The sequence below is a fragment of the Pseudomonas sp. R-28-1W-6 genome (assembly GCF_009799925.1).
Lineage (GTDB): Bacteria > Pseudomonadota > Gammaproteobacteria > Pseudomonadales > Pseudomonadaceae > Aquipseudomonas.
The window spans coordinates 45013-64488 of the sequence record NZ_WELK01000009.1 but is presented as its reverse complement, the minus strand read 5'-3'; the positions used below and the strand labels follow the sequence as shown (position 1 = coordinate 64488).

The window sequence follows — 19476 nt, the reverse complement described above, 5'->3', positions numbered from 1 at the left end:
TCGCAGGGCGGCGCCGCCATCTGCGTGTTTTGGCTGTGCCTGATGCACCCTAGGGACAGCGGCGCCAGCAACTCGAGTTTGGAATGAACACTTGCTGTCGGCCTCGGCTATTGGCATAAACGTACCCCATAAAAACACCGCCACACGGAAGTTCCCGCCATGCGAATCCTGCGCCGCGCCCTGTACCTGATCGTGCTGCTGGCCCTGAGCGCCGGCGCGGTGCTGCTCTACTACGTCGCCAAGCCCAATCTGCCGCCGTTCGCCAAGCCCAGCCAGGTGCACTACCTCGACCAGTGGGACGAGCAGGCGCGCCAGACCTACTACTACACACCCCAGGGCACCCAGGTCAAAGGCCTGCGCTACGACTGGTTCACCGCCCTGGAACTGCCCTTCTCCACCGATAAATTCGCCGCCCCGGACTACCTGGCGCGCTTCGGTTTCCTCACCGACCCGCAGCAGCACGCCAGCGCGCGCAACCCGGGCAACCTGCCGGTCGGCTTCGCCCGCCACCAGGACGTGGAAAGCGGCGCACAATTTCTCGATATCACCTGCGCCGCCTGCCACACCGGCGAGCTGCGCTACCGGGGCCAGGCCATCCGCATCGACGGCGGCGCCGCCCTGCACTCCCTGGCCTCCACCGTGCCCACGCTCAAGGGCGGCAGCTTCGGCCAGGCGCTGGGCATGAGCATGGCCTTCACCTACTACAACCCGATCAAGTTCAAGCGCTTCGCCAAGACCGTGCTAGGCGACAACTACGAGCAGGGCAAACAACAGCTGCGCGCGGACTTCAAGGACGTGCTCGACCGCCTGCTCGGCACCGCCATGAACGACTGGCACCGCGGCCTCTACCCCACCGAGGAAGGCTTCGGCCGCACCGATGCCTTCGGCCGCATCGCCAACAGCGTGTTCGGCGATGCCATCGACGCCAGCAACTACCGGGTGGCCAACGCCCCGGTCAGCTACCCGCAGGTGTGGGACATCTGGAAGTTCGACTGGGTGCAGTGGAACGGCTCGGCCATGCAGCCGATGGCGCGCAATATCGGCGAGGCCCTCGGCGTCGGCGCCACCCTGCACCTGTTCGACGAGAACGGCGGCCCGCTGGCGGAGGCCGAGCGCTACCCGTCCAGCGTGCGCCTGCGCGACCTGCATACCCTGGAAGAAACCCTCAAGCAGCTCAAGCCGCCGACCTGGCCGGAAGCGGTGCTGGGCAAGGTCGACCTCGAACTGGCCAGCCAGGGTCGCGCCCTGTTCAGCGAGAACTGCGCCTACTGCCACGCCCCCGACCCCAAGCCGCGCGACGAGCGCCTGGCCGCCGCGCGCGACCCGGAATGGCGCATGCGCATCGTGCCGACGCGGATCATCGGCACCGACCCGACCACCGCCGACAACATCGCCGACCACCGCTTCGACATCCGCAAGCTGGGCTGGAACAAGGACGAACTGGGCAAGCTCGACGTCAAGCTGTTCGGCACCAGCCTGGATGAAGTCGACTTCGCCAGCATCTCCAGCGCCAAGGGCCTGGCCTATGTCACCGCCTACGTGGAAGACCGCGCCTACCGGGACGCAGGCATCCAGCCGCGCGAACGCTGGCGCATGGACGGCTACGGCCTGGCCATCGGCGTGCAGGAGAAACGCGGCTACAAGGCGCGCCCGCTGCACGGCATCTGGGCCACCCCGCCGTTCCTGCACAACGGCTCGGTGCCCAACCTGTTCCAGCTGCTGTCGCCGGTCTCCGAGCGCGACAAGCAGTTCTGGGTCGGCAACTTCGAATACGACCCCAAGCGCGCCGGTTTCCTCACCGAGCCATTCGCCGGCGGCTTCCTGTTCGATACCGCGGTCACCGGCAACGGCAACCGCGGCCACGAATTCCGTGACGGCTGCCGGGTCGACGGGGTGATCGGCCGCGCCCTGGCGCCCGAGGAACGCTGGGCGCTGATCGAGTACCTCAAGGTGATGGGTGACGCGCCGCTGGAACGCCAGCTGCAACCCGTCGAAGCCAAGGCCTGGACGCCCGGCCCCAATTGCCAGCTCTGACAAGGAAGAACCCCATGCTCAAAGGTTTCTGGCTGTGGCTGGGCGCGCTGCTCGGCAAACTGCTCCTGCTGCTGGCGGCCGTCGGCCTGCTCGGCTGGGGCATCGGCACGGCGTATTACGCCTGGAAGTTCTCCGGCCCGGTATCGGCCGAGGAGCAGGTCCCGGCCAACGAGGCGGCCCTGACCCAGGGCATCATCGAGGACGCCATCCGCATCGTCGAGCAGCACCGCGACAACACCCGGGTACTGCGCGACGCCCACGCCAAGGCCCACGGCTGCGTCAAGGCGCAGTTCAGCGTGCTGCCCGAGCTGGACCCGGCCCTGCGCCACGGCGTGCTCAGCGAGCCGGGCAAGACCTGGCAGGCCTGGATGCGCCTGTCCAACGGAAACGCCTACCCGCAGTTCGACAGCGTCCGCGACGCCCGCGGCATGGGCATCAAGCTGCTCGACGTGCCCGGCGACAAGCTGCTCAGCAGCCCGGCCACGGCCGGCAACCAGGACTTCGTGATGTTCAACCATCCGCTGTTCTTCGTCCGCGACGTGGCCGAGTACCAACAGAATTTCGCCGCCCAGGCCAGCGGCCAGAAGGTGCTGGCCTTCTTCCCCAGCTGGGACCCGCGCAGCTGGGAGATCCGCCACCTGATCATCGCCCTGCAGACCCTGGCGCCGGCGCCGGCCAGCCCGGTGGCCAGCACCTACAGCTCGGTCGCGCCGTTCAAGCTCGGCCCGCACAACATCAAGTACCGGGTCATCCCCGACCCGGCCAGCTGCCCGCCCTACGAACTTCCCGAGCAGAACAGCGCGCTGCCCAACTTCCTGCGCAACGCCCTGTACCAGCAGCTATCGCTGGACCGGGTGCCGGCCTGCTTCGCCCTGCAGGTGCAGCGGCAGAATCCCGAGCACTACATGCCCATCGAGGACACCAGCGTGGCGTGGAGCGAGGACATCGCCCCGTTCGAGACGGTGGCGACGATCAAGGTGCCGGCCCAAGACTTCGATAGCCGCGAGCAGAACCTGTTCTGCGACAACCTGTCGTTCAACCCCTGGCACGCCCTGCCCGAACACCGCCCCATCGGTGGCATCAACCGCCTGCGCAAGGCGGTGTACGAGGCGGTCAGCGTGTACCGGCATCAGCGGAACGGCGCGCCACAAGCGCACTGAAGCAACAAGGCCGCCCGAGGGCGGCCTTGTTCATCTGGACAGACTTGATCCCGTAGCCCGGATTGCATCCGGCTACGACTAGAAACGACTCAGATCGATGACCGCGAAACTGGCCACCGTTTCGTGGCCTGGCAGCTCGCCGCCGTCGCGGGCCAGGCCGATGGTCTGCATGCCCGCCTGCTGGGCGGCATCCAGCTCCTCGACGATGTCGGAGAGAAACAGAATCTCCTCGGCCGGCAGGCCAATGCTCCCGGTGATGTTCTGATAGGACGCAGTCTCGCGCTTGGGCCCGCTGGTGGTGTCGAAGTAGCCGCTGAACAGCGGCGTCAGGTCGCCGGCCTCGGAGCAGCCGAAAATCAGCTTCTGCGCCTGGATCGAGCCGGACGAGTAGACGTACAGCCCGTAGCCCTCGGCCTTCCAGCGTTGCAGGGCCTCCACCGCATCCGGGTAGACATGCCCCTTGAGCTGCCCGGCCAGATAGCCCTCGGCCCAGATCATCCCCTGCAGGGCCTTGAGCGGGGTGGCCTTGCGGTCCTCGGCGATCCAGCCGAGGAGAATCTCGATGACCCGGACCAAGTCGGCATCGGCCTCGCCGCTTTCGGCCCGCACCGCGTCCAGCTGCTCGATCAGCAGCGGCTCGTCGGCATGCTTGAGCACGAAGTCTGGCAGATGGCGGGCGGCATAGGGGAACAGCACGTCGAAGACGAAGCTCACCGAACTGGTGGTGCCTTCGATATCGGTGAGGATGGCTTTGATCGGCATGGCGTCAGTCTTCCAGGCGCGGGAAACGGCTGGCGATCTGGTCGCCGGTGAAAGTGGCCACCCAGCCCTCGGGATTGTTGAACAGGCGAATGGCCACGAAATGCGGGAACTCACCCATGTCGAACCAGTGGCGGGTGCCGGCCGGCACCGAGATCAGGTCACCCTTCTCGCACAGCACCGCGTACACATAATCGTCGATATGCAGGCAGAACAGGCCGCGGCCGGCGACGAAGAAACGCACCTCGTCCTCGCCATGGCGGTGCTCGTCGAGGAACTTGGCGCGCAGCTCGTCCTTCTGCGGATGGTCCTTGTCCAGGCTGACCACATCGACGGTGACATAGCCCTGCTCGGCCATCAGCTGGTCGATCTGCGGCCGGTAGGCGGCGATCACCTGCTCCTGGGTCGCGCCCGGCTGGATCGGCGCGCCGGCCTGCCAGCGCGCGAAGCGCACGCCGACCCCGGCCAGGGTGCTGGCGATATCCTCGGTATGGGTCAGTAGCTTGTTCGGCAGGTCCGGGCTGGACTGGTGGTAGACGGTCAGGCTGCTCATGGTCGATCTCCGGCCCCGTCGGGCTCTCATGTTGCGTAGGGGGCGCCTCAGCGCTGCAGGGCGCGGACCTTCAGCTCGCACTCGAAGAGGAACTCGAAGGCTTCGATCTGGCGCAGCGCGTCGCTCATCTGCGCGCCCCAGGTGTACAGGCCGTGGCCGCGGATCAGGTAGCCGACGCAGTCCGGATGCTGGTCCAGCCAGGGCTGGATGCGCGCGGCCAGGCGGGCGATATCCTGGTCGTTGGCGAAGATCGGCACCTCGACCTGGCACTCGTGGCTGCTGATGCCGGCGAAGGCCTTCTGCAGTTCGTAGTCGGCGAACACCAGCGAATCGCTCAGGGCCAGGCGCGACAGCACCGTGGCATTGACCGAATGGGTGTGCAGCACCGCGCCGATTTCGGGCTTCCAGCGGTACAGCTGGGTGTGCAGCAGGGTCTCGGCCGAGGGCTTCTTGCCCGGTTCCAGGCTGTTGCCGTCGAGGTCGGTGGCCAGCACGTCGTCCAGCCCCAGCTGGCCCTTGTGCTTGCCGGAGACGGTGAGCAGCGCCTGCTCGGCACCCAGGCGCACGGAATAGTTGCTGCTGGTGGCCGGCGACCAGCCACGGCCATAGAGAAATTGCCCGGCTTCGACGATCTGCCGGGCCAGTTGTTCGCGGTTCATGGCCGCTCCTCGTGTACGTGGGTGGCCATGATAACGGCTGCGGCGAGCGCCGCCAGACTGGCCAGGGTGAAAGTCCAGCCGGGGCCCAGGGCCTTCCAGCTGTAACCGGCATACAGCGCCCCCAGCGCGCCGCCAACCCCGGCCAGGGCGGCGTACAGCGCCTGCCCCTGCCCCTGCTGCCGGGCGCCGAAACTGCGCTGGACGAAATGGATGGCGGCGGCATGGAAGCTGCCGAAGGTGGCCGCATGCAGCAGCTGGGCGAACAGCAGCACGGCCAGGCTGTCGGCCAGGTAGCCGAGCAGCAGCCAGCGCCCGGCGGCGATCAGGAAGCTGGCCAGCAGCACCTGGCGCAGGCTGAAGCGCTCCAGCAGCCGGGCCATGAGCATGAACAGCAGGACCTCGGCGATCACCCCCAGGGCCCACAGCACGCCGATCACCCCGCGGGCATAGCCGAGGTGCTCCAGGTGGATGCTGAGAAAGGTGTAGTACGGCCCGTGGGACAGCTGCATCAGCCCCACGCACAGGTAGAAGGCCAGCACGCCCGGCTGGCGCAGCTGGAACAGGAAGCCCGCCCCGGGCGCCACCGCACTGGCCACATGGGGCGTGGCATCCGGCACCCAGAAGCTGCTCAGGACGATGGCGCCGATGATCAGCAGCAGCGCCCAGGGATAGGCATCCAGGCTGTACCGATCGAACAGCTTGCCCAGGGCGACCACCGCGAGAATGAAGCCGATCGAGCCCCACAGGCGGATCTGCGTGTAGCGCGCCGCCTGCTCGCGCAGGTGGGCCAGGGTGATCACCTCGAACTGCGGCAGCACCGCGTGCCAGAAGAAGGCATGCAGGGCCATCACCAGGGCCAGCCAGGCGTAGCTCTGGCTGACGAAGATCAGGCTCAGGCTGAGCAGGGTGCACAGCGCGCCGAGACGCACGATCAGCAGGCGGCGGCCCGTGTGGTCGCCCAGCCAGCCCCACAGGTTGGGCGCCACGCAGCGCATCAGCATGGGTATCGCCACCAGCTCGCCGATGCGCGCCGGGGAGAAGCCCAGGTGGGCGAAGTACAGGCCGAGAAACGGCGCCGTGGCGCCGAGCAGGGCGAAATAGAACAGGTAGAAGCCGGACAGGCGCCAGTACGGCAGCGCGGCTGTCGTCACAGCTGGCCGAGTACCGGCGTGTTGACCTGCACGCCTGCATTCTGCGCGCGGTGGCGCAGCAGGTGGTCGAGCAGGACGATGGCCATCATCGCCTCGGCGATCGGCGTGGCGCGGATGCCCACGCAGGGGTCGTGACGGCCCTTGGTGATCACCTCCACCGGGTTGCCGTCGACATCGATGGAACGGCCCGGGGTGGTGATGCTGGAGGTCGGCTTGAGCGCCAGGTGGGCGACGATCGGCTGGCCGGAGGAAATCCCGCCGAGGATGCCGCCGGCGTTATTGGAGAGGAAACCCTCGGGCGTCAGTTCGTCGCGGTGCTCGGTGCCGCGCTGGGCCACCGAGGCGAAACCGGCGCCGATCTCCACGCCCTTGACCGCGTTGATGCTCATCAGGGCATGGGCCAGCTCGGCGTCCAGGCGATCGAAGATCGGCTCGCCGAGGCCCGGCATCACCCCTTCGGCCACCACGGTGATCTTCGCCCCGACCGAGTCCTGGTCGCGGCGCAGCTGGTCCATGTAGGCCTCCAGCTCCGGCACCTTGTCCGGGTCGGGGCAGAAGAAGGCGTTCTGTTCGACGCTGTCCCAGGTCTTGAACGGGATCTCGATCGGGCCGAGCTGGCTCATGTAGCCGCGCACGCTGATGCCAAAGGCGGCCAGCACCTTCTTGGCGATGGCGCCGGCGGCCACGCGCATGGCGGTTTCGCGCGCCGAGCTGCGGCCGCCGCCACGGTAGTCGCGGATGCCGTACTTGTGGTGGTAGGTGTAGTCGGCGTGGGCCGGGCGGAACAGATCCTTGATCGCCGAGTAGTCCTTGGACTTCTGGTCGGTGTTGCGGATCAGCAGGCCGATGGCGCAGCCGGTGGTCTTGCCCTCGAAGACGCCGGCGAGGATCTCCACGACGTCGTCTTCCTGGCGCTGGGTGGTGTGGCGACTGGTGCCGGGCTTGCGCCGGTCCAGGTCGCGCTGCATGTCCTCCAGGGACAGCTCGATGCCCGGCGGGCAACCGTCGACGATGGCGACCAGCGCCGGACCATGGCTTTCGCCTGCGGTGGTGACGGTGAACAGCTTGCCGTAGGTATTGCCGGACATGCAGAAAGCTCCGCGAAGGCCTGAACGAGGGGGCGCCAGTATACCCGCGGTGCCCGGCCAGTTCACCTGCATGGCAGACTGCCGGCCTCCAGAATTGCGCAAAACAGCCGATAATCCGGATGCCAGTGCGCCGTCAGCCTGGTCCAAGGACGCCCGAGATGAACGATACCGACGCCCAGCAACCCGAGAACGAAGCCGCCACGGCCGCGCAACCGCACCCCTGGCAGGACCTGCCGGCGGAGCAGTTTCGCCTGTTGCGCCTGGCCCCGCTGCCCACCGACCGGCACACCGGCGCCCGCCCGCTGCGCTTCGTCCAGCTCGGCCGCGTCGAGCGCCACAGCCCGGAGCAGAGCCTGCTGCGCCTGAGCATCGAGCTGCCCGGCCAGCGTGTGCGGCGCGAACAGAACGTGCTGGAGGTGTGGGCCGACCACCGCAGCCGCGAGGTGCGCTTCGGCACCGACCAGGGCTTGCAGATCGAACCGGCCAACCGCGGCATCGGTCGTTTCCTGGTCGCCCAGGGCGTGCTCTGGGCCCGCCAGCGCTGGGCCAACTACCAGGTCGAGGGTGGCGCCCTGGCGCTCAAGGACATCCCCAGCGAAGAGGCCCGCCAGCGTCGCGACCACTTCCTGCGCGCCCAGGGCTTCGCGGTCGAGTACCAGGACCTGCTGCAGATGAAGGCCAGCTACGGGGCCGAAAGCATCAGCGCCCTGCTCGGCGAGTGGAACAGCGAACGCCTGCAGCCGGTGGCGATCATCGAGGCCGCCGCCATGCTGCAGCAGGCCGACCAGAAGCTGCACGAGCAGGAGGTCGCGCTGCGCAAGCTGGAGCAGAAGAACAAGCTGCTCAGGCACGAGGACAGCAGCCTGCGCTTCACCATCATGTGCCTGGTGGCGCTGGCCCTGTTCCAGGCCGGCCTGCTGATCTGGATCGCCACCCGCTGATCAGCCGGGGCGTGCCTGCGCAGGCGCGGCTTCAGCCGCGAAGCCTTCGCTCAGTTTTTCTAGGGGGGATAAGGCTGTGTCGATCCAGCCTGAGCATACCCGCCGTTTGCCGACTCAGCCCTTCAGCCGCGAGCAGAACAGCGCCTGATGCTCGCGGCACTGCTTGGCCGCCAGCAGGAACACGCCATGGCCGCCCTGCTCGAACTCCAGCCAGGTAAAGTCGACTTCCGGGTACAGCGCCTCGACATGCACCTGGCTGTTGCCCACCTCGACGATCAGGATGCCCTGCTCGTTCAGGTGGTCGGCCGCCTCGGCCAGCATGCGCCGCACCAGGTCCAGGCCATCGTCGCCACAGGCCAGGCCCAGCTCCGGTTCGTGCTGGTATTCGGCCGGCATGTCGGCGAAGTCTTCGGCATCCACATAGGGCGGGTTGGAGACGATCAGGTCGAAGCGCTGGCCCGGCAGGCCGGCGAAACCGTCGCCCTGCACGGTGTACACGCGCTCTTCCAGGGCATGCCGCTCGATGTTCTGGTTGGCCACTTCCAGGGCCTCGAAGGACAGGTCGGCCAGCACCACTTCGGCCTGCGGGAAGGCATAGGCGCAGGCGATGCCGATGCAGCCGGAGCCGGTGCACAGGTCGAGGATGCGCGCCGGCTCGCCGCTCAGCCAGGGCGCGAAGTGCTGGCCGATCAGCTCGGCGATCGGCGAGCGCGGCACCAGCACGCGCTCGTCGACGATGAAAGGCAGGCCGCAGAACCAGGCCTCGCCCAGCAGGTAGGCGGTCGGCACACGCTCGTCGATGCGCCGTTTGAGCAGCGCCAGCAGATGCTCCTGCTCGTCCTCCTCCAGGCGGCAATCGAGGTAGCTGTCGGCGACTTCCCAGGGCAGGTGCAGGGCGCCGAGCACCAGCTGGCGGGCCTCGTCCCAGGCGTTATCGGTGCCATGGCCGAAGAACAGCTGCTCGGCGTGGAAACGGCTGACAGCCCAGCGAATATGGTCGCGCAGGGTGCGCAGGCGGGATTGGGACACGGGACAGACCTCCAGAACGGGTGCGCGATTCTAGCCGCAAGTGCGGCATTTTACCGGGCCGGCGCCCTCTGGCGCACAAGGAAAACCGCGCAAGAGGTTCACAGATGCACCTGGCAGGCAGAGAATAGAGGCATCGCCGCATCAGGAGCCCGCGCCATGTCCGATCCCAAGACCCTGTTCCAGCTGACTGGCCGTGGTTACGCCCCAGCCACCTTGAGCAAGGCGACCCTGCTGATCATCGACGCCCAGGAGGAATACCGCAGCGGCGTCCTGCAGCTGCCGGACGTCGACGCCACCTGCGCCCAGATCGGTACCCTGCTGCACGCCGCGCGCAACCTCGGCACCCCGGTGGTACACGTACGCCACCTCGGCATCCCCGGCGGCTTGCTCGACCCGCAGGGCCCGCGCGGACACTTCATCGCCGGCCTGGAGCCGCAGGCCGGCGAGCTGGTGATCGAGAAGCGCCTGCCCAACGCCTTCGCCGGCACCGCGCTGCACGATGGCCTGCAGCAGCTCGGCCACCTCGACCTGATCGTCTGCGGCTTCATGACCCATTCGAGCATCAGCACCACCGTGCGCGCCGCCAAGGACTACGGCTACCGCTGCACCCTGGTCGACAGCGCCTGCGCCACCCGCGACCTGCCCTATGCCGGCGAACTGATCGACGCCCGCCAGCTGCACCGCATCGAGATGGCGGCCCTGGCCGACAACTACGCGATTGTCGTGCCGCAGGCCCAGGCGCTGATCTAGCCCTCCGCCGATTGACCGGAACCCTGCTGCCCAGCGCCGGTCATAGCGCCGATACCTTATGAGGAAGTCGGCATGAAACAGTCCAATGGTTTTGATGCCCGCCGCCTGCGCCCTAGAGGCCCGGCGAGCTGGCGCTGGCGTTTTCTCGCGGCACTGGCCGCCCTGTTTGCCGGCCTCGGCGTGCTGCTGTTCCTCGCCGGCAGCGCCGCCCTGCTCGGCCGACCGCCGGCGCTGGGGCCGTTGAACGACAGCATCGGCGCGGCCATCAGCCTGCTGCTGTTCGGCCTGTTCCTGCTGTGGGGCGGGATCGGTGTCTGGCGTCGCTGCCGCCGGCGTCTGAGCGGTCGCACGGGCAACGCGCTGAGCCTGTCGCCACGCCTGCTGAAAAAACGCGGCTGATCCCGGTAAACTGCCCTCCTGAGTGGAGGCGCCAGGGTCTGTTCCCGTTTCGTTCGCGAACCGCGTTGCTGCGCAAAATCGCGCCAGGCTAGGCGTGGGACGCAGGCAATGGTCATTCCCTTGGCAAGTCCCGCAACGACGCATGGCGCGATTTTGCGCGCAACCCGCAGGGACGGGCCCGTTTTTGCGCGGAACGTCGTTACTCGACGGCTCATTTGGACGACCAAACCTCGCGTCTCGCGCCTAGCTCCGTGCAAAAACGGGCGGCGTCGCGGCCGTGAACGAAACGGGAACAGACCCTATGCAAGACGACGATTTCTCCCTGTTCCAATCCGCGGTGCGTGGCGTCAAACCGATCAGCCATGACCGCGCCGACACCGGCAAAGCCAAGACCGACCGCCAGCGCATCAGCACCCTGCGCCAGGCCGCCACGCTGAAGACCGACAGCATCACGGTTGACGGCCTCTCCGACCTGTTCGTCATCGACGTCGGCGCCGAGGACGAGCTGTACTGGGCCCGCGACGGCGTGCAGGACAGCCAGCTGCGCAAGCTCAAGGCCGGCCAGGTGCCTTTCGAAGGCAGCCTCGACCTGCACGGCATGAGCGTGGAAAAAGCCCGTGAAATCCTCTGGGACTTCTTTGCCGAAGCCGCCAAGATGGAAGTGCGCTGCGTGCGCGTGACCCACGGCAAGGCTGCGCGCAAGGATGGCAAGCGTCCGCTGATCAAGAGCCACGTCAACACCTGGCTGCGCCAGCACCCGCAAGTGCTCGGTTTCACCTCCTGCCTGCCCAGGCATGGCGGCGCCGGGGCAGTCTACGTACTGCTCAAGCGCACCATGCTGGATGGCCGCGACGAGTAACCCTCAAGTCGGGAAGCGCGGCGCGTGGGCCTCATATTCCACGCGCAAGCCGTTCACCACAAACGACACCGCGTGATAGAAACCGACTAGCAGCAGGCACTCGATCAACTGCTCGGTGCTGAAATGCTGCTCCAGGCGCAACCACAGCTCATCGTCCACCTGCGCCTGCTCGTGCAGACCGTCGGCCAACGCCAGCAATGCCTGCTCGGCAGGACTCCACAAGGCTGGATCAATCGGCGTATTGCAGGTATCGGCAATCTGTTGCGGGCTGAATCCAGCCTTGCCGGCAAAACCCGCCACATGCACACCCCACTCATACTCCGCCCCGCACAGCGCCGTCGCCCGCAGGATCAGCAGTTCGCGCTGGCGCAGCTCGATGCTGCCGCGATCGAGCAAACCACCGGCGATCATGCGCTGCAGCACCCGCGGGTTGTGCGCCATGCTGCGAAACAGTTTCAGTGGCGGCATGCCCGGCGGCATGACCCGCTCGAAGGCGGCCTGAACCTCGGCGGCATAGGGCGGTTGCAGCGGCTGTACACGGGGCATGGACATGGGCAAAGCTCCTGTTCGACTGGTATGCTACGAAATAAGTAGCAAACAGAACCTAACCCGCTACTAAAAAAGAAGCAAGGAGCTGCAATGAGCTTTCCTCAGCCCGGCGATGCAGTCCGCGGCTCGACCACGGGTCGCCCAATCATGGCCCTGCTAGACCTGCTCGGCCGCCGTTGGAGCCTGCGTGTGCTCTGGGAGCTACACCAGGCCCCAGCCAGTTTTCGCGATCTTCAGGCGCGCTGCGAAGGAGTCTCGCCCTCGGTGCTGAATACCCGCCTGGGTGAATTGCGTGAGGCACAGTTGCTGGAGAACGGTGAGCGCGGCTATCAGCTCTCCGCCCTTGGTCGGGAGCTGGTGCAGCAGTGCCTGCCACTGGCGCTGTGGGCCGACAACTGGGCCGCGCAACTGGCACCGCGGCCCTAAATTCCAGCCGATCTGGAGTAGAGTGCCCTTGCCAGCCCGCCAGCGGCACCCTACCCTGCGCCTCTGCGTATCCCGATAGTCCCCACAGGAAGATCCATGTCCCTGGAACAGCATTACACCGCGATTCTCGGCCAGCTCGGCGAGGACGCCTCCCGCGAAGGCCTGCTCGACACCCCGAAACGTGCCGCCAAGGCCATGCAGTACCTCTGCAAGGGCTACCAGCAGACGCTGGAAGAAGTCACCAACGATGCCCTGTTCAGCTCCGACAACAGCGAAATGGTGCTGGTGAAGAACATCGAGCTGTATTCGCTGTGCGAGCACCACCTGCTGCCGTTCATCGGCAAGGCCCATGTGGCCTACATTCCCAACGGCAAGGTGCTCGGCCTGTCCAAGGTGGCGCGCATCGTCGACATGTACGCGCGGCGCCTGCAGATCCAGGAAAACCTCAGCCGGCAGATCGCCGAGGCGATCCAGCAGGTCACCGGCGCGCTCGGCGTGGCCGTGGTCATCGAAGCCCAGCACATGTGCATGATGATGCGCGGCGTGGAGAAGCAGAACTCGTCGATGGTCACCTCGGTGATGCTCGGCGAATTCCGCGAGAACGCCGCCACCCGCAGCGAGTTCCTCAGCCTGATCCGCTGATTGCCGCCCGGCCTACCCGGCTCCAGCGGGAGCGACGGGGGCGGCGGCTGGCGCGCGCGACAGAGAACCGGCCCGCGGGCCGGTTTTTCTTGGGCGGCGTTGCGGGCCGAGGCGAAATCCGGTGCAGCCAAGCCCGGTCAACTCCGGTACCCTGCCGGCCCTTTCAGTCACCTCTTCAGGAATATTCGGCGATGCTTCTCAAAGCGCTGCGAATCGGCCTCGGCCAGCTCATCATCCTCATCGATTTCCTCACCCGCCCGCGCAAGCTCAAGCGCAGCGCCGAGGCGCAGGCCCGGGTCGAGCGGGAGGCCGCCGGCCTGGCGCTGTACCAGTTCCATGCCTGCCCGTTCTGCGTGAAGACCCGGCGTACCCTGCACCGCCTGAATGTGCCGCTGGCACTGCGCGATGCGAAGAACGACAGCAGCCACCGCCAGGCCCTGCTGGAGCAAGGCGGCAAGCTGCAGGTGCCCTGCCTGCGCATCGAGGAACAGGGCGAGAGCCGCTGGCTGTACGAATCCAAGGCGATCAGCGCCTACCTGAACGAGCGCTTCGCCGCCCAGTGAGGCATGGCCCGGAGCCGCTTCGGCCCCGGGTTGCTCACTCTCAGCCCTGCATGCCGACATGCCGCGGCTGGCTGGTCACCCGCGCCAGCCAGGCGTTGATCGCCGGGAAGCCGGACAGGTCGAAGCCGCCTTCGTGGGCCACGTGGGTGTAGGCATACAGGGCGATGTCGGCGATCGAATAGTGCTCGCCGACCAGGTAAGGCGTGCGACTGAGCTGCTGTTCCATCACCTTGAGCGCCTTGTAGCCGCGCACCTGGCAGACCTTGAACTCCTCCTCGCGCTCGGCCGGGCGACCCTGGTACAGCTGGATGAAGCGCGCCACGGCGATGTACGGCTCATGGCTGTACTGCTCGAAGAACTGCCACTGCAGCACCTGGGTGCGCAGGCGCGGCTCGCCGGGGAGGAACTCGCTGCCATCGGCGAGGAAATTGAGGATGGCATTGGACTCCCACAGGCAGGTGCCGTCTTCCAGCTCCAGCACCGGGATCTTGCCGTTCGGGTTTTTGGCCAGGAACTCCGGCGTCTGCGTGTCGCCCTTGAGGATGTCGACCGGCACCCACTCGTACTCGCGACCGAGCAGGTGCAGCATCAGTTTGATCTTGTAGCAGTTGCCGGAACGGTAATCGCCGTAAACCTTGAGCATGTCTATTTACTCCCCTGGGCCTCACGCACCACCGCGGCCAGGCGGCGCAGGCCTTCGCCCAGGCGCGCCGGCTCGACGTGGCTGAAGTTCAGGCGCAGGTAGCCCGGGTTGGCATCCGGCTCGGTGAAGAACGGCTCGCCGGGCATGAACGCCACGTTCTGCGCCATGGCCGGCTGCAGCAGGGTGCGGGTGTCCAGCGGCTGCTTGAGAGTCAGCCAGAAAAACAGGCCGCCCTGCGGCACCTGCCAGTCGGCCAGGTCGCTGAAGTGCTCCTCCAGGGCCGCCTGCATGGCATCGCGGCGCTGGCGGTAGAAGTCGCGCAGCTCGGCCAGGTGCGCATGGTACTGCTCGGTGCCCAGCCACTGCAGGGCCTGCCACTGGCCGATGCGGTTGGTGTGCAGGTCGGCCGACTGCTTCAGGCGCAGCAGGTGCGGGAACAGGTCGGGCGTGGCGATCAGGTAACCGACGCGCAGGCCCGGCAGCAGGGTCTTGGACATGGTCCCGGTGTAGATCCAGCTGGCGCGCTTGAGGCGGCTGACGATGGGCGTGGCGCTGCCGGCATCGAACACCAGGTCGCGGTAGGGTTCGTCCTCGATCAGGGTGACGTTGAACTCATCGAGCAGGGCCGCCACCGCATCGCGCTTGGCCTCGCTGTAGCGCACCGCCGAAGGGTTCTGGAAGGTCGGGATGAGGTAGGCGAAGGCCGGCTTGTGCTGCTGCAGGCGCTCGCGCAGGGCTTCCAGCTGCGGGCCGTCGGCCTCCTGGGGCACGGTGATGCAGTTGGCGCCGAACAGCTGGAAGGACTGCAGCGCGGCCAGGTAGGTCGGCGCCTCCACCAGGATCTCGGTGCCCGGATCGATGAACAGCTTGCTGGCCAGGTCGAGGGTCTGCTGCGATCCGCTGACCACCAGCACCTGGCTGGCCTCGCACGGCACGCCGAGCAGGCGCGCTTCGGCGGCGATGCGCTCGCGCAGTTCCGGCTCGCCTTCGCTCATGCCGTACTGGCTGATGCCGGCCGGCATTCCGCTCCAGTCCACCTTCGGCAGCATCGGTTCGGCCGGCAGGCCGCCGGCGAAGGACATCACCTCCGGACGCTGCGCCGCAGCGAGGATTTCACGGATCAGGGAGCTTTTCAGGCGGGCAACGCGTTCGGAGAAGGCCATGACAAATCACCAGTAGCAAAGGCAGGACAAATTGGGTCAAACTCGTTGACCGAAACTACGCCGCCTCGAATCGATACGTCAATATGTTTGACCTGAAAAAGCCGACCGGCCAGCTGACCGCCATGGAAGCCTTCTTCTTCGGCTACCAGGCTTTCACCGCCAAACCGGACGAAATCCTCGCCCGCCGCGGCCTGTCGCGGGTGCATCACCGCATCCTGTTCTTCATCGCCCGCTATCCGGGGCTGAGCGTCAAGCAGCTGCTCGGCTACCTCGGGGTGAGCAAGCAGGCGCTCAACACGCCGCTGCGCCAGCTGCTGGAAATGCACCTGGTGGAGAGCGTGGCGGCGCAGGACGACAAGCGCAAACGCCTGCTGGCGCTGACCGCCGACGGCGCCAAGCTGGAGCAGGCCCTGCGCCGCGAGCAGACCCGACTGCTCGAGCGGGTTCTGGGCGAGGCCGGGGAAGCCAGCATGAACAACTGGCTGGCGGTCAACCAGCTGCTCGGCAAGACCCGCCAGGCCGGCGCCGAGGACTGAGCCGCCGGTTCAGGCCGACTGGCCGCGCAGCTCGGCGGCGGCGCGGAAGAACACCAGCATCATGCACAGCGAGCCGCCCAGCAGCGGCAGGATGGCCAGCACCATCAGCAGCACCGAGGCCAGCATGCCGCCACCGACTATGTCCATCCAGGCCATCACGCGGAACACCGGGTAGGCGCCGGGCGTTCTCAGCAGGCGGATGCCCAGCCACAGGGTGGCGATGCCGAGCAGCACCAGCACGGCGAAGTAGAGGATGGTTTTCCCGTCGATGCGGTTGAACAGGCCGTCGCCCCAGAGCAGGTCCAGGCCTTCCAGCAGCAGACCGAGCAGCACCATCGCCCACACCGGAAAGGCCAGGCCGCAGGCCTGGAAGCGCTGTTCGGCAAAGGCCTTCAGGCGCAGCAACAGGTAGCTGCCGAGCAGCACGGTGGCCAGGCTCAGGGCATCCATGGCGCGCCGCAGCGCCAGATCGACCTGCTCGTCGACCAGCAGCACCAGCCCGGTGACCACCAGGCTGCCGAGCAGCGAGACCAACGACAGCCAACCGAGCAGTTGCAGCTGCCCGACACTCCAGCCGCTCAGCGGCCGGGGCGCCGGCGCATCGACCAGCGCCACCTGCGGCGCGGCATAGGGATTTTCCGGTTGCATAGAACGTCCTTGATGGATGGAACAGTGGTGAGCAATCCACGGCAAGGCGAAAACTGTACCGCCCATTGACACTTTCGCTGTACCGCGACGCCCAGCCTAACAGCGCATAGGCTGCCAGCAACCCCGGAGAGCCGCCATGACCGCCGAACTGCTGATCGCCTTTATCGCCTTTGCCTTCGTCACCTCGGTGACACCGGGCCCGAACAACATGATGCTGCTGGCCTCCGGGGTGAACTTCGGCGTGCGCCGCAGCGTGCCGCACATGCTCGGCATCAGCCTGGGCTTCATGCTCCTGGTGATCGCCGTGGGCCTCGGCCTGGGGCAGCTGTTCGAGCTGTACCCGGCGCTGTACAGCATCCTGCGCTACGCCGGCGGCGCCTACCTGCTGTACCTGGCCTGGAAGATCGCCGGTTCCGGCGCGCCGGACACCAGCGGCCGGGCACACGGCAAGCCCTTCACCTTCATCCAGGCGGCGGCCTTCCAGTGGGTCAACCCCAAGGCCTGGATCATGGCCATCGGCGCCATCACCACCTATACCCCGCAGGACGGCTTCCTGGTCAACGTGCTGCTGATCGCCGCCCTGTTCGCCGCGGTCAACTGTCCCAGCGTCGGCCTCTGGACCGTGGCCGGCAGCCTGCTGCGCCGCTGGCTGGATGAGCCGCGCGTGCTGCGCGTGTTCAATATCGGCATGGCCCTGCTGCTGGTGGCCTCGCTCTACCCCATCCTTGTCGACCTCTAGGAAGCGCCGATGAACCAGGCCGAAACCCTGCCCCTGCGCCCGCTCGCCGACTCCTCGCCCGCCGCCGTGGCCGCGGGTTTCGTCGCCATGCTCACCGGTTACACCAGTTCGCTGGTGCTGATGTTCCAGGCCGGCCAGGCGGCGGGGCTGTCCACTGCGCAGATCTCCTCCTGGCTGTGGGCCCTGTCGATCGGCATGGCCATCTGCACCATCGGCCTGTCGCTGCGCTACCGCGCGCCGATCGTGGTGGCCTGGTCGACGCCGGGCGCCGCGCTGTTGATCACCAGCCTGCCGGGGGTGAGCTACCCCGAGGCCATCGGCGCCTTCGTCATCTGCGCCGTGCTGCTCAGCCTGCTCGGCCTGTGCGGCGCCTTCGAGCGGGTCATGCGCCACCTCCCCGCCTCGCTGGCCGCGGCTCTGCTGGCGGGCATCCTGTTCCGCATCGGCAGCGAGATCTTCATCGCCGCGCAGCACAGCACGGCGCTGGTGCTGGCGATGTTCTTCAGCTTCCTGCTCGGCAAGCGCTTCGTGCCGCGCTACGCGGTGCTCGCCGCGCTGCTGGTCGGCGGCCTGCTCGCCGCCCTGCTCGGCCTCCTGGATTTTCGTGGCTTCGAGCTGCAGGTGGCGCTGCCGGTCTGGACCACGCCGAGCTTCTCGTTCAGCGCCGCCATCAGCATCGGCCTGCCGCTGTTCGTGGTGGCCATGGCCTCGCAGAACATTCCCGGCATTGCCGTGCTGCGCGCCGATGGCTATGACGTACCGCCTTCGCCGCTGATCGCCACCACCGGCCTCGCCTCGCTGCTGCTGGCGCCGTTCGGCTCCCACGGCATCAACCTGGCCGCCATCAGCGCCGCCATCTGCACCGGCGCCGAGGCCCACGAGGACCGGCACAAGCGCTACACCGCGGCGCTCTGGTGCGGCCTGTTCTACGGCATCGCCGGGATCTTCGCCGCCACCCTGGCCGCGCTGTTCGCCGCCCTGCCGGCGGCGCTGGTGCTGTCGATCGCCGCCCTGGCGCTGCTCGGCTCGATCGGCAACGGCCTGGCCCAGGCCATGCTCGAGCCCGGCCAGCGCGATGCGGCGCTGGTCACCTTCATGGTCACCGCCTCGGGCATGACCCTGCTGGGCATCGGCTCGGCCTTCTGGGGGCTGATCGCCGGCGCCCTGACCCTGTACATCCTCAACTGGCGCAAGAGCCGCTAGCTAGCGCTCAGCGTCAGCGGCGATCCACAGGCAGAAAAAAGCCCGGGCAGGCCCGGGCTTTTTTTATCGAAGGCCGACGGCTCAGGCCGCCTGGACCTCTTCCGCCGCCAGCTGCTTGCCGTGGGCGAAGTTCACCCACCAGCCGAACGCCGCCGCGGTGAAGAACATGATGAAGCTGTAGATCGCCGCCGGGATGGCCATGGTCGAGTTGTTCAGCAGCATCGGGCTGAGCGCCAGGGCGATCGCCAGGGTGCCGTTGTGGATGCCGATTTCCATGCCGATCGCCACCGCCTGGCGCAGCGGCAGCTTGAGCAGGCGCGGCACGAAGTAGCCGACGCCCAGGCTGACCAGGTTGAAGGCCAGGGCCGCCATGCCCACCACCGGGGCGTAGTCGACCACGGTCTGCCAGTCCTTGACGAACGCCAGCACGATCACCAGCACCAGGAACAGGGCCGAACCGATCTTCACCGGCTTGTCCATGCGCGCGGCGAAACGGGGGAAGCGGCTGCGCAGGAACATGCCGATGAACACCGGGCCGAGGACGATGGCGAACACCTGCACCACCTTGCCGAACTGCAGCGGCAGGGCCTGGTCGGCGGTCATGAAGTACTGCAGCGACAGGTTGACGATGAACGGCATGGTCAGCACCGCGATCACCGAGTTCACCGCGGTCAGGGTGATGTTCAGCGCCACGTCGCCATGCGCCAGGTGACTGTAGAGGTTGGCCGAGGTGCCGCCGGGCGAGGCCGCCAGCAGCATCAGGCCCACCGCCAGGGCCGGCGCCAGGCCGAAACCCTTGGCGATGAGGAAGCACAGCAGCGGCAGCAGGACGATCTGGCAGCCCAGGCCGATCAGCACCGGCTTGGGAAACTTGGCCACCCGGGCGAAGTCGGCCAGGGTCAGCGACAGCCCCAGGCCGAGCATGATGATGCCCAGGGCGATGGGGAGGAAAGCGGTCAGCAAGGGCGATGCGGTCATTCTT

Annotated in this window: 23 protein-coding genes; 12 read left to right on the top strand and 11 right to left on the bottom strand. The window is 67.2% G+C overall.

Annotated elements, in window-relative coordinates; translation table 11 throughout:
- Positions 1-159 precede the first annotated feature (159 nt).
- On the top strand, positions 160-2034 hold the full coding sequence (locus tag F3I62_RS15670) for a di-heme-cytochrome C peroxidase (RefSeq protein ID WP_160490578.1): 1875 nt from the start codon (positions 160-162) through the stop codon (positions 2032-2034).
- A 14-nt stretch (positions 2035-2048) separates the two neighbouring features.
- Complete coding sequence (locus F3I62_RS15665) at positions 2049-3194, top strand: catalase family protein (protein WP_160490577.1); 1146 nt, start codon at positions 2049-2051, stop codon at positions 3192-3194.
- A 78-nt stretch (positions 3195-3272) separates the two neighbouring features.
- Here the strand turns inward: F3I62_RS15665 and mtnC are convergent, their stop codons facing one another.
- Genes mtnC through aroC form a run of 5 tightly spaced genes read right to left on the bottom strand, consistent with a single transcriptional unit; the run spans position 3273 to position 7404 of the window.
- The gene (mtnC, locus tag F3I62_RS15660; protein ID WP_160490576.1) at positions 3273-3956 is read right to left on the bottom strand and encodes an acireductone synthase; all 684 of its coding nucleotides are present in this window, start codon (positions 3954-3956) and stop codon (positions 3273-3275) included.
- A gap of 4 nt (positions 3957-3960) precedes the next feature.
- Positions 3961-4506 carry an acireductone dioxygenase gene (locus tag F3I62_RS15655; RefSeq protein WP_160490575.1) on the bottom strand — a complete coding sequence of 182 codons (546 nt, stop codon included), beginning with the start codon at positions 4504-4506 and terminating at the stop codon, positions 3961-3963.
- A gap of 47 nt (positions 4507-4553) precedes the next feature.
- Positions 4554-5165: a methylthioribulose 1-phosphate dehydratase gene (locus F3I62_RS15650; RefSeq protein ID WP_160490574.1), complete on the bottom strand. Its 612-nt coding sequence runs from the start codon at positions 5163-5165 to the stop codon at positions 4554-4556.
- A complete protein-coding gene (locus F3I62_RS15645) occupies positions 5162-6316 on the bottom strand; it encodes an MFS transporter (protein ID WP_160490573.1) in 1155 nt (384 codons plus the stop codon). The genes F3I62_RS15650 and F3I62_RS15645 overlap by 4 nt, the downstream gene beginning before the upstream one ends.
- Positions 6313-7404: a chorismate synthase gene (gene aroC, locus F3I62_RS15640; RefSeq protein WP_160490572.1), complete on the bottom strand. Its 1092-nt coding sequence runs from the start codon at positions 7402-7404 to the stop codon at positions 6313-6315. Before aroC ends, F3I62_RS15645 begins: the two co-directional genes overlap by 4 nt.
- 158 nt (positions 7405-7562) lie before the next feature.
- Between aroC and F3I62_RS15635 the strand changes: the two genes are divergently transcribed.
- Entirely contained in the window at positions 7563-8345 is a 783-nt protein-coding gene (locus F3I62_RS15635) for a hypothetical protein (protein ID WP_160490571.1), read from the top strand.
- A 114-nt stretch (positions 8346-8459) separates the two neighbouring features.
- Here the strand turns inward: F3I62_RS15635 and prmB are convergent, their stop codons facing one another.
- The gene (prmB, locus tag F3I62_RS15630; RefSeq protein WP_160490570.1) at positions 8460-9374 is read right to left on the bottom strand and encodes a 50S ribosomal protein L3 N(5)-glutamine methyltransferase; all 915 of its coding nucleotides are present in this window, start codon (positions 9372-9374) and stop codon (positions 8460-8462) included.
- 156 nt (positions 9375-9530) lie between these two features.
- Here prmB and F3I62_RS15625 point away from each other — a divergent pair, with 156 nt between their 5' ends.
- From F3I62_RS15625 to F3I62_RS15615, 3 genes are all read left to right on the top strand, one after another.
- Positions 9531-10124: a cysteine hydrolase family protein gene (locus F3I62_RS15625; protein ID WP_160490569.1), complete on the top strand. Its 594-nt coding sequence runs from the start codon at positions 9531-9533 to the stop codon at positions 10122-10124.
- Between the two features lie 72 nt (positions 10125-10196).
- Entirely contained in the window at positions 10197-10523 is a 327-nt protein-coding gene (locus F3I62_RS15620) for a hypothetical protein (RefSeq protein ID WP_160490568.1), read from the top strand.
- A 301-nt stretch (positions 10524-10824) separates the two neighbouring features.
- On the top strand, positions 10825-11382 hold the full coding sequence (locus F3I62_RS15615) for a Smr/MutS family protein (protein ID WP_160490567.1): 558 nt from the start codon (positions 10825-10827) through the stop codon (positions 11380-11382).
- Between the two features lie 3 nt (positions 11383-11385).
- Here the strand turns inward: F3I62_RS15615 and F3I62_RS15610 are convergent, their stop codons facing one another.
- The gene (locus F3I62_RS15610) at positions 11386-11934 is read right to left on the bottom strand and encodes a carboxymuconolactone decarboxylase family protein (RefSeq protein ID WP_160490566.1); all 549 of its coding nucleotides are present in this window, start codon (positions 11932-11934) and stop codon (positions 11386-11388) included.
- Between the two features lie 144 nt (positions 11935-12078).
- Here F3I62_RS15610 and F3I62_RS15605 point away from each other — a divergent pair, with 144 nt between their 5' ends.
- From F3I62_RS15605 to F3I62_RS15595, 3 genes are all read left to right on the top strand, one after another.
- Positions 12079-12357 carry a helix-turn-helix domain-containing protein gene (locus F3I62_RS15605; RefSeq protein WP_256667786.1) on the top strand — a complete coding sequence of 93 codons (279 nt, stop codon included), beginning with the start codon at positions 12079-12081 and terminating at the stop codon, positions 12355-12357.
- 96 nt (positions 12358-12453) lie between these two features.
- Positions 12454-12999, top strand: coding sequence for a GTP cyclohydrolase I FolE (folE, locus tag F3I62_RS15600; protein WP_160080584.1), 546 nt, complete (start codon positions 12454-12456; stop codon positions 12997-12999).
- A gap of 191 nt (positions 13000-13190) precedes the next feature.
- Positions 13191-13562 (top strand): glutaredoxin, encoded by a 372-nt coding sequence (locus tag F3I62_RS15595; protein ID WP_160490564.1) that lies wholly within the window; start codon positions 13191-13193, stop codon positions 13560-13562.
- Between the two features lie 40 nt (positions 13563-13602).
- Here the strand turns inward: F3I62_RS15595 and F3I62_RS15590 are convergent, their stop codons facing one another.
- A complete protein-coding gene (locus F3I62_RS15590; protein WP_160490563.1) occupies positions 13603-14205 on the bottom strand; it encodes a glutathione S-transferase family protein in 603 nt (200 codons plus the stop codon).
- Between the two features lie 2 nt (positions 14206-14207).
- Positions 14208-15368 (bottom strand): PLP-dependent aminotransferase family protein, encoded by a 1161-nt coding sequence (locus F3I62_RS15585; RefSeq protein ID WP_160490562.1) that lies wholly within the window; start codon positions 15366-15368, stop codon positions 14208-14210.
- A gap of 83 nt (positions 15369-15451) precedes the next feature.
- Between F3I62_RS15585 and F3I62_RS15580 the strand changes: the two genes are divergently transcribed.
- Positions 15452-15904, top strand: a complete 453-nt coding sequence (locus F3I62_RS15580; RefSeq protein ID WP_160490561.1) for a MarR family winged helix-turn-helix transcriptional regulator — start codon at positions 15452-15454, stop codon at positions 15902-15904.
- 9 nt (positions 15905-15913) lie between these two features.
- Here the strand turns inward: F3I62_RS15580 and F3I62_RS15575 are convergent, their stop codons facing one another.
- Entirely contained in the window at positions 15914-16552 is a 639-nt protein-coding gene (locus F3I62_RS15575; protein WP_160490560.1) for a hypothetical protein, read from the bottom strand.
- Positions 16553-16688: 136 nt separating this feature from the next.
- Here F3I62_RS15575 and F3I62_RS15570 point away from each other — a divergent pair, with 136 nt between their 5' ends.
- A complete protein-coding gene (locus tag F3I62_RS15570) occupies positions 16689-17291 on the top strand; it encodes a LysE family translocator (RefSeq protein ID WP_160490559.1) in 603 nt (200 codons plus the stop codon).
- Between the two features lie 9 nt (positions 17292-17300).
- Positions 17301-18494 carry a benzoate/H(+) symporter BenE family transporter gene (locus tag F3I62_RS15565; RefSeq protein WP_160490558.1) on the top strand — a complete coding sequence of 398 codons (1194 nt, stop codon included), beginning with the start codon at positions 17301-17303 and terminating at the stop codon, positions 18492-18494.
- Positions 18495-18575: 81 nt separating this feature from the next.
- Here F3I62_RS15565 and F3I62_RS15560 read toward each other — a convergent pair whose 3' ends face one another.
- Positions 18576-19472 carry a bile acid:sodium symporter family protein gene (locus F3I62_RS15560; RefSeq protein WP_160490557.1) on the bottom strand — a complete coding sequence of 299 codons (897 nt, stop codon included), beginning with the start codon at positions 19470-19472 and terminating at the stop codon, positions 18576-18578.
- Positions 19473-19476 lie beyond the last annotated feature (4 nt).

What these genes read in the sequence shown, in the direction of transcription:
- F3I62_RS15670 (WP_160490578.1), top strand. Translation starts at nt 160, where the DNA reads ATGCGAATCCTGCGCCGCGCCCTGTACCTGATCGTGCTGCTGGCCCTG.
- F3I62_RS15665 (WP_160490577.1), top strand. Translation starts at nt 2,049, where the DNA reads ATGCTCAAAGGTTTCTGGCTGTGGCTGGGCGCGCTGCTCGGCAAACTG.
- mtnC (WP_160490576.1), bottom strand. Translation starts at nt 3,956, where the DNA reads ATGCCGATCAAAGCCATCCTCACCGATATCGAAGGCACCACCAGTTCG.
- F3I62_RS15655 (WP_160490575.1), bottom strand. Translation starts at nt 4,506, where the DNA reads ATGAGCAGCCTGACCGTCTACCACCAGTCCAGCCCGGACCTGCCGAAC.
- F3I62_RS15650 (WP_160490574.1), bottom strand. Translation starts at nt 5,165, where the DNA reads ATGAACCGCGAACAACTGGCCCGGCAGATCGTCGAAGCCGGGCAATTT.
- aroC (WP_160490572.1), bottom strand. Translation starts at nt 7,404, where the DNA reads ATGTCCGGCAATACCTACGGCAAGCTGTTCACCGTCACCACCGCAGGC.
- F3I62_RS15635 (WP_160490571.1), top strand. Translation starts at nt 7,563, where the DNA reads ATGAACGATACCGACGCCCAGCAACCCGAGAACGAAGCCGCCACGGCC.
- F3I62_RS15625 (WP_160490569.1), top strand. Translation starts at nt 9,531, where the DNA reads ATGTCCGATCCCAAGACCCTGTTCCAGCTGACTGGCCGTGGTTACGCC.
- F3I62_RS15620 (WP_160490568.1), top strand. Translation starts at nt 10,197, where the DNA reads ATGAAACAGTCCAATGGTTTTGATGCCCGCCGCCTGCGCCCTAGAGGC.
- F3I62_RS15615 (WP_160490567.1), top strand. Translation starts at nt 10,825, where the DNA reads ATGCAAGACGACGATTTCTCCCTGTTCCAATCCGCGGTGCGTGGCGTC.
- F3I62_RS15610 (WP_160490566.1), bottom strand. Translation starts at nt 11,934, where the DNA reads ATGTCCATGCCCCGTGTACAGCCGCTGCAACCGCCCTATGCCGCCGAG.
- F3I62_RS15605 (WP_256667786.1), top strand. Translation starts at nt 12,079, where the DNA reads ATGGCCCTGCTAGACCTGCTCGGCCGCCGTTGGAGCCTGCGTGTGCTC.
- folE (WP_160080584.1), top strand. Translation starts at nt 12,454, where the DNA reads ATGTCCCTGGAACAGCATTACACCGCGATTCTCGGCCAGCTCGGCGAG.
- F3I62_RS15595 (WP_160490564.1), top strand. Translation starts at nt 13,191, where the DNA reads ATGCTTCTCAAAGCGCTGCGAATCGGCCTCGGCCAGCTCATCATCCTC.
- F3I62_RS15590 (WP_160490563.1), bottom strand. Translation starts at nt 14,205, where the DNA reads ATGCTCAAGGTTTACGGCGATTACCGTTCCGGCAACTGCTACAAGATC.
- F3I62_RS15585 (WP_160490562.1), bottom strand. Translation starts at nt 15,368, where the DNA reads ATGGCCTTCTCCGAACGCGTTGCCCGCCTGAAAAGCTCCCTGATCCGT.
- F3I62_RS15580 (WP_160490561.1), top strand. Translation starts at nt 15,452, where the DNA reads ATGTTTGACCTGAAAAAGCCGACCGGCCAGCTGACCGCCATGGAAGCC.
- F3I62_RS15575 (WP_160490560.1), bottom strand. Translation starts at nt 16,552, where the DNA reads ATGCAACCGGAAAATCCCTATGCCGCGCCGCAGGTGGCGCTGGTCGAT.
- F3I62_RS15570 (WP_160490559.1), top strand. Translation starts at nt 16,689, where the DNA reads ATGACCGCCGAACTGCTGATCGCCTTTATCGCCTTTGCCTTCGTCACC.
- F3I62_RS15565 (WP_160490558.1), top strand. Translation starts at nt 17,301, where the DNA reads ATGAACCAGGCCGAAACCCTGCCCCTGCGCCCGCTCGCCGACTCCTCG.
- F3I62_RS15560 (WP_160490557.1), bottom strand. Translation starts at nt 19,472, where the DNA reads ATGACCGCATCGCCCTTGCTGACCGCTTTCCTCCCCATCGCCCTGGGC.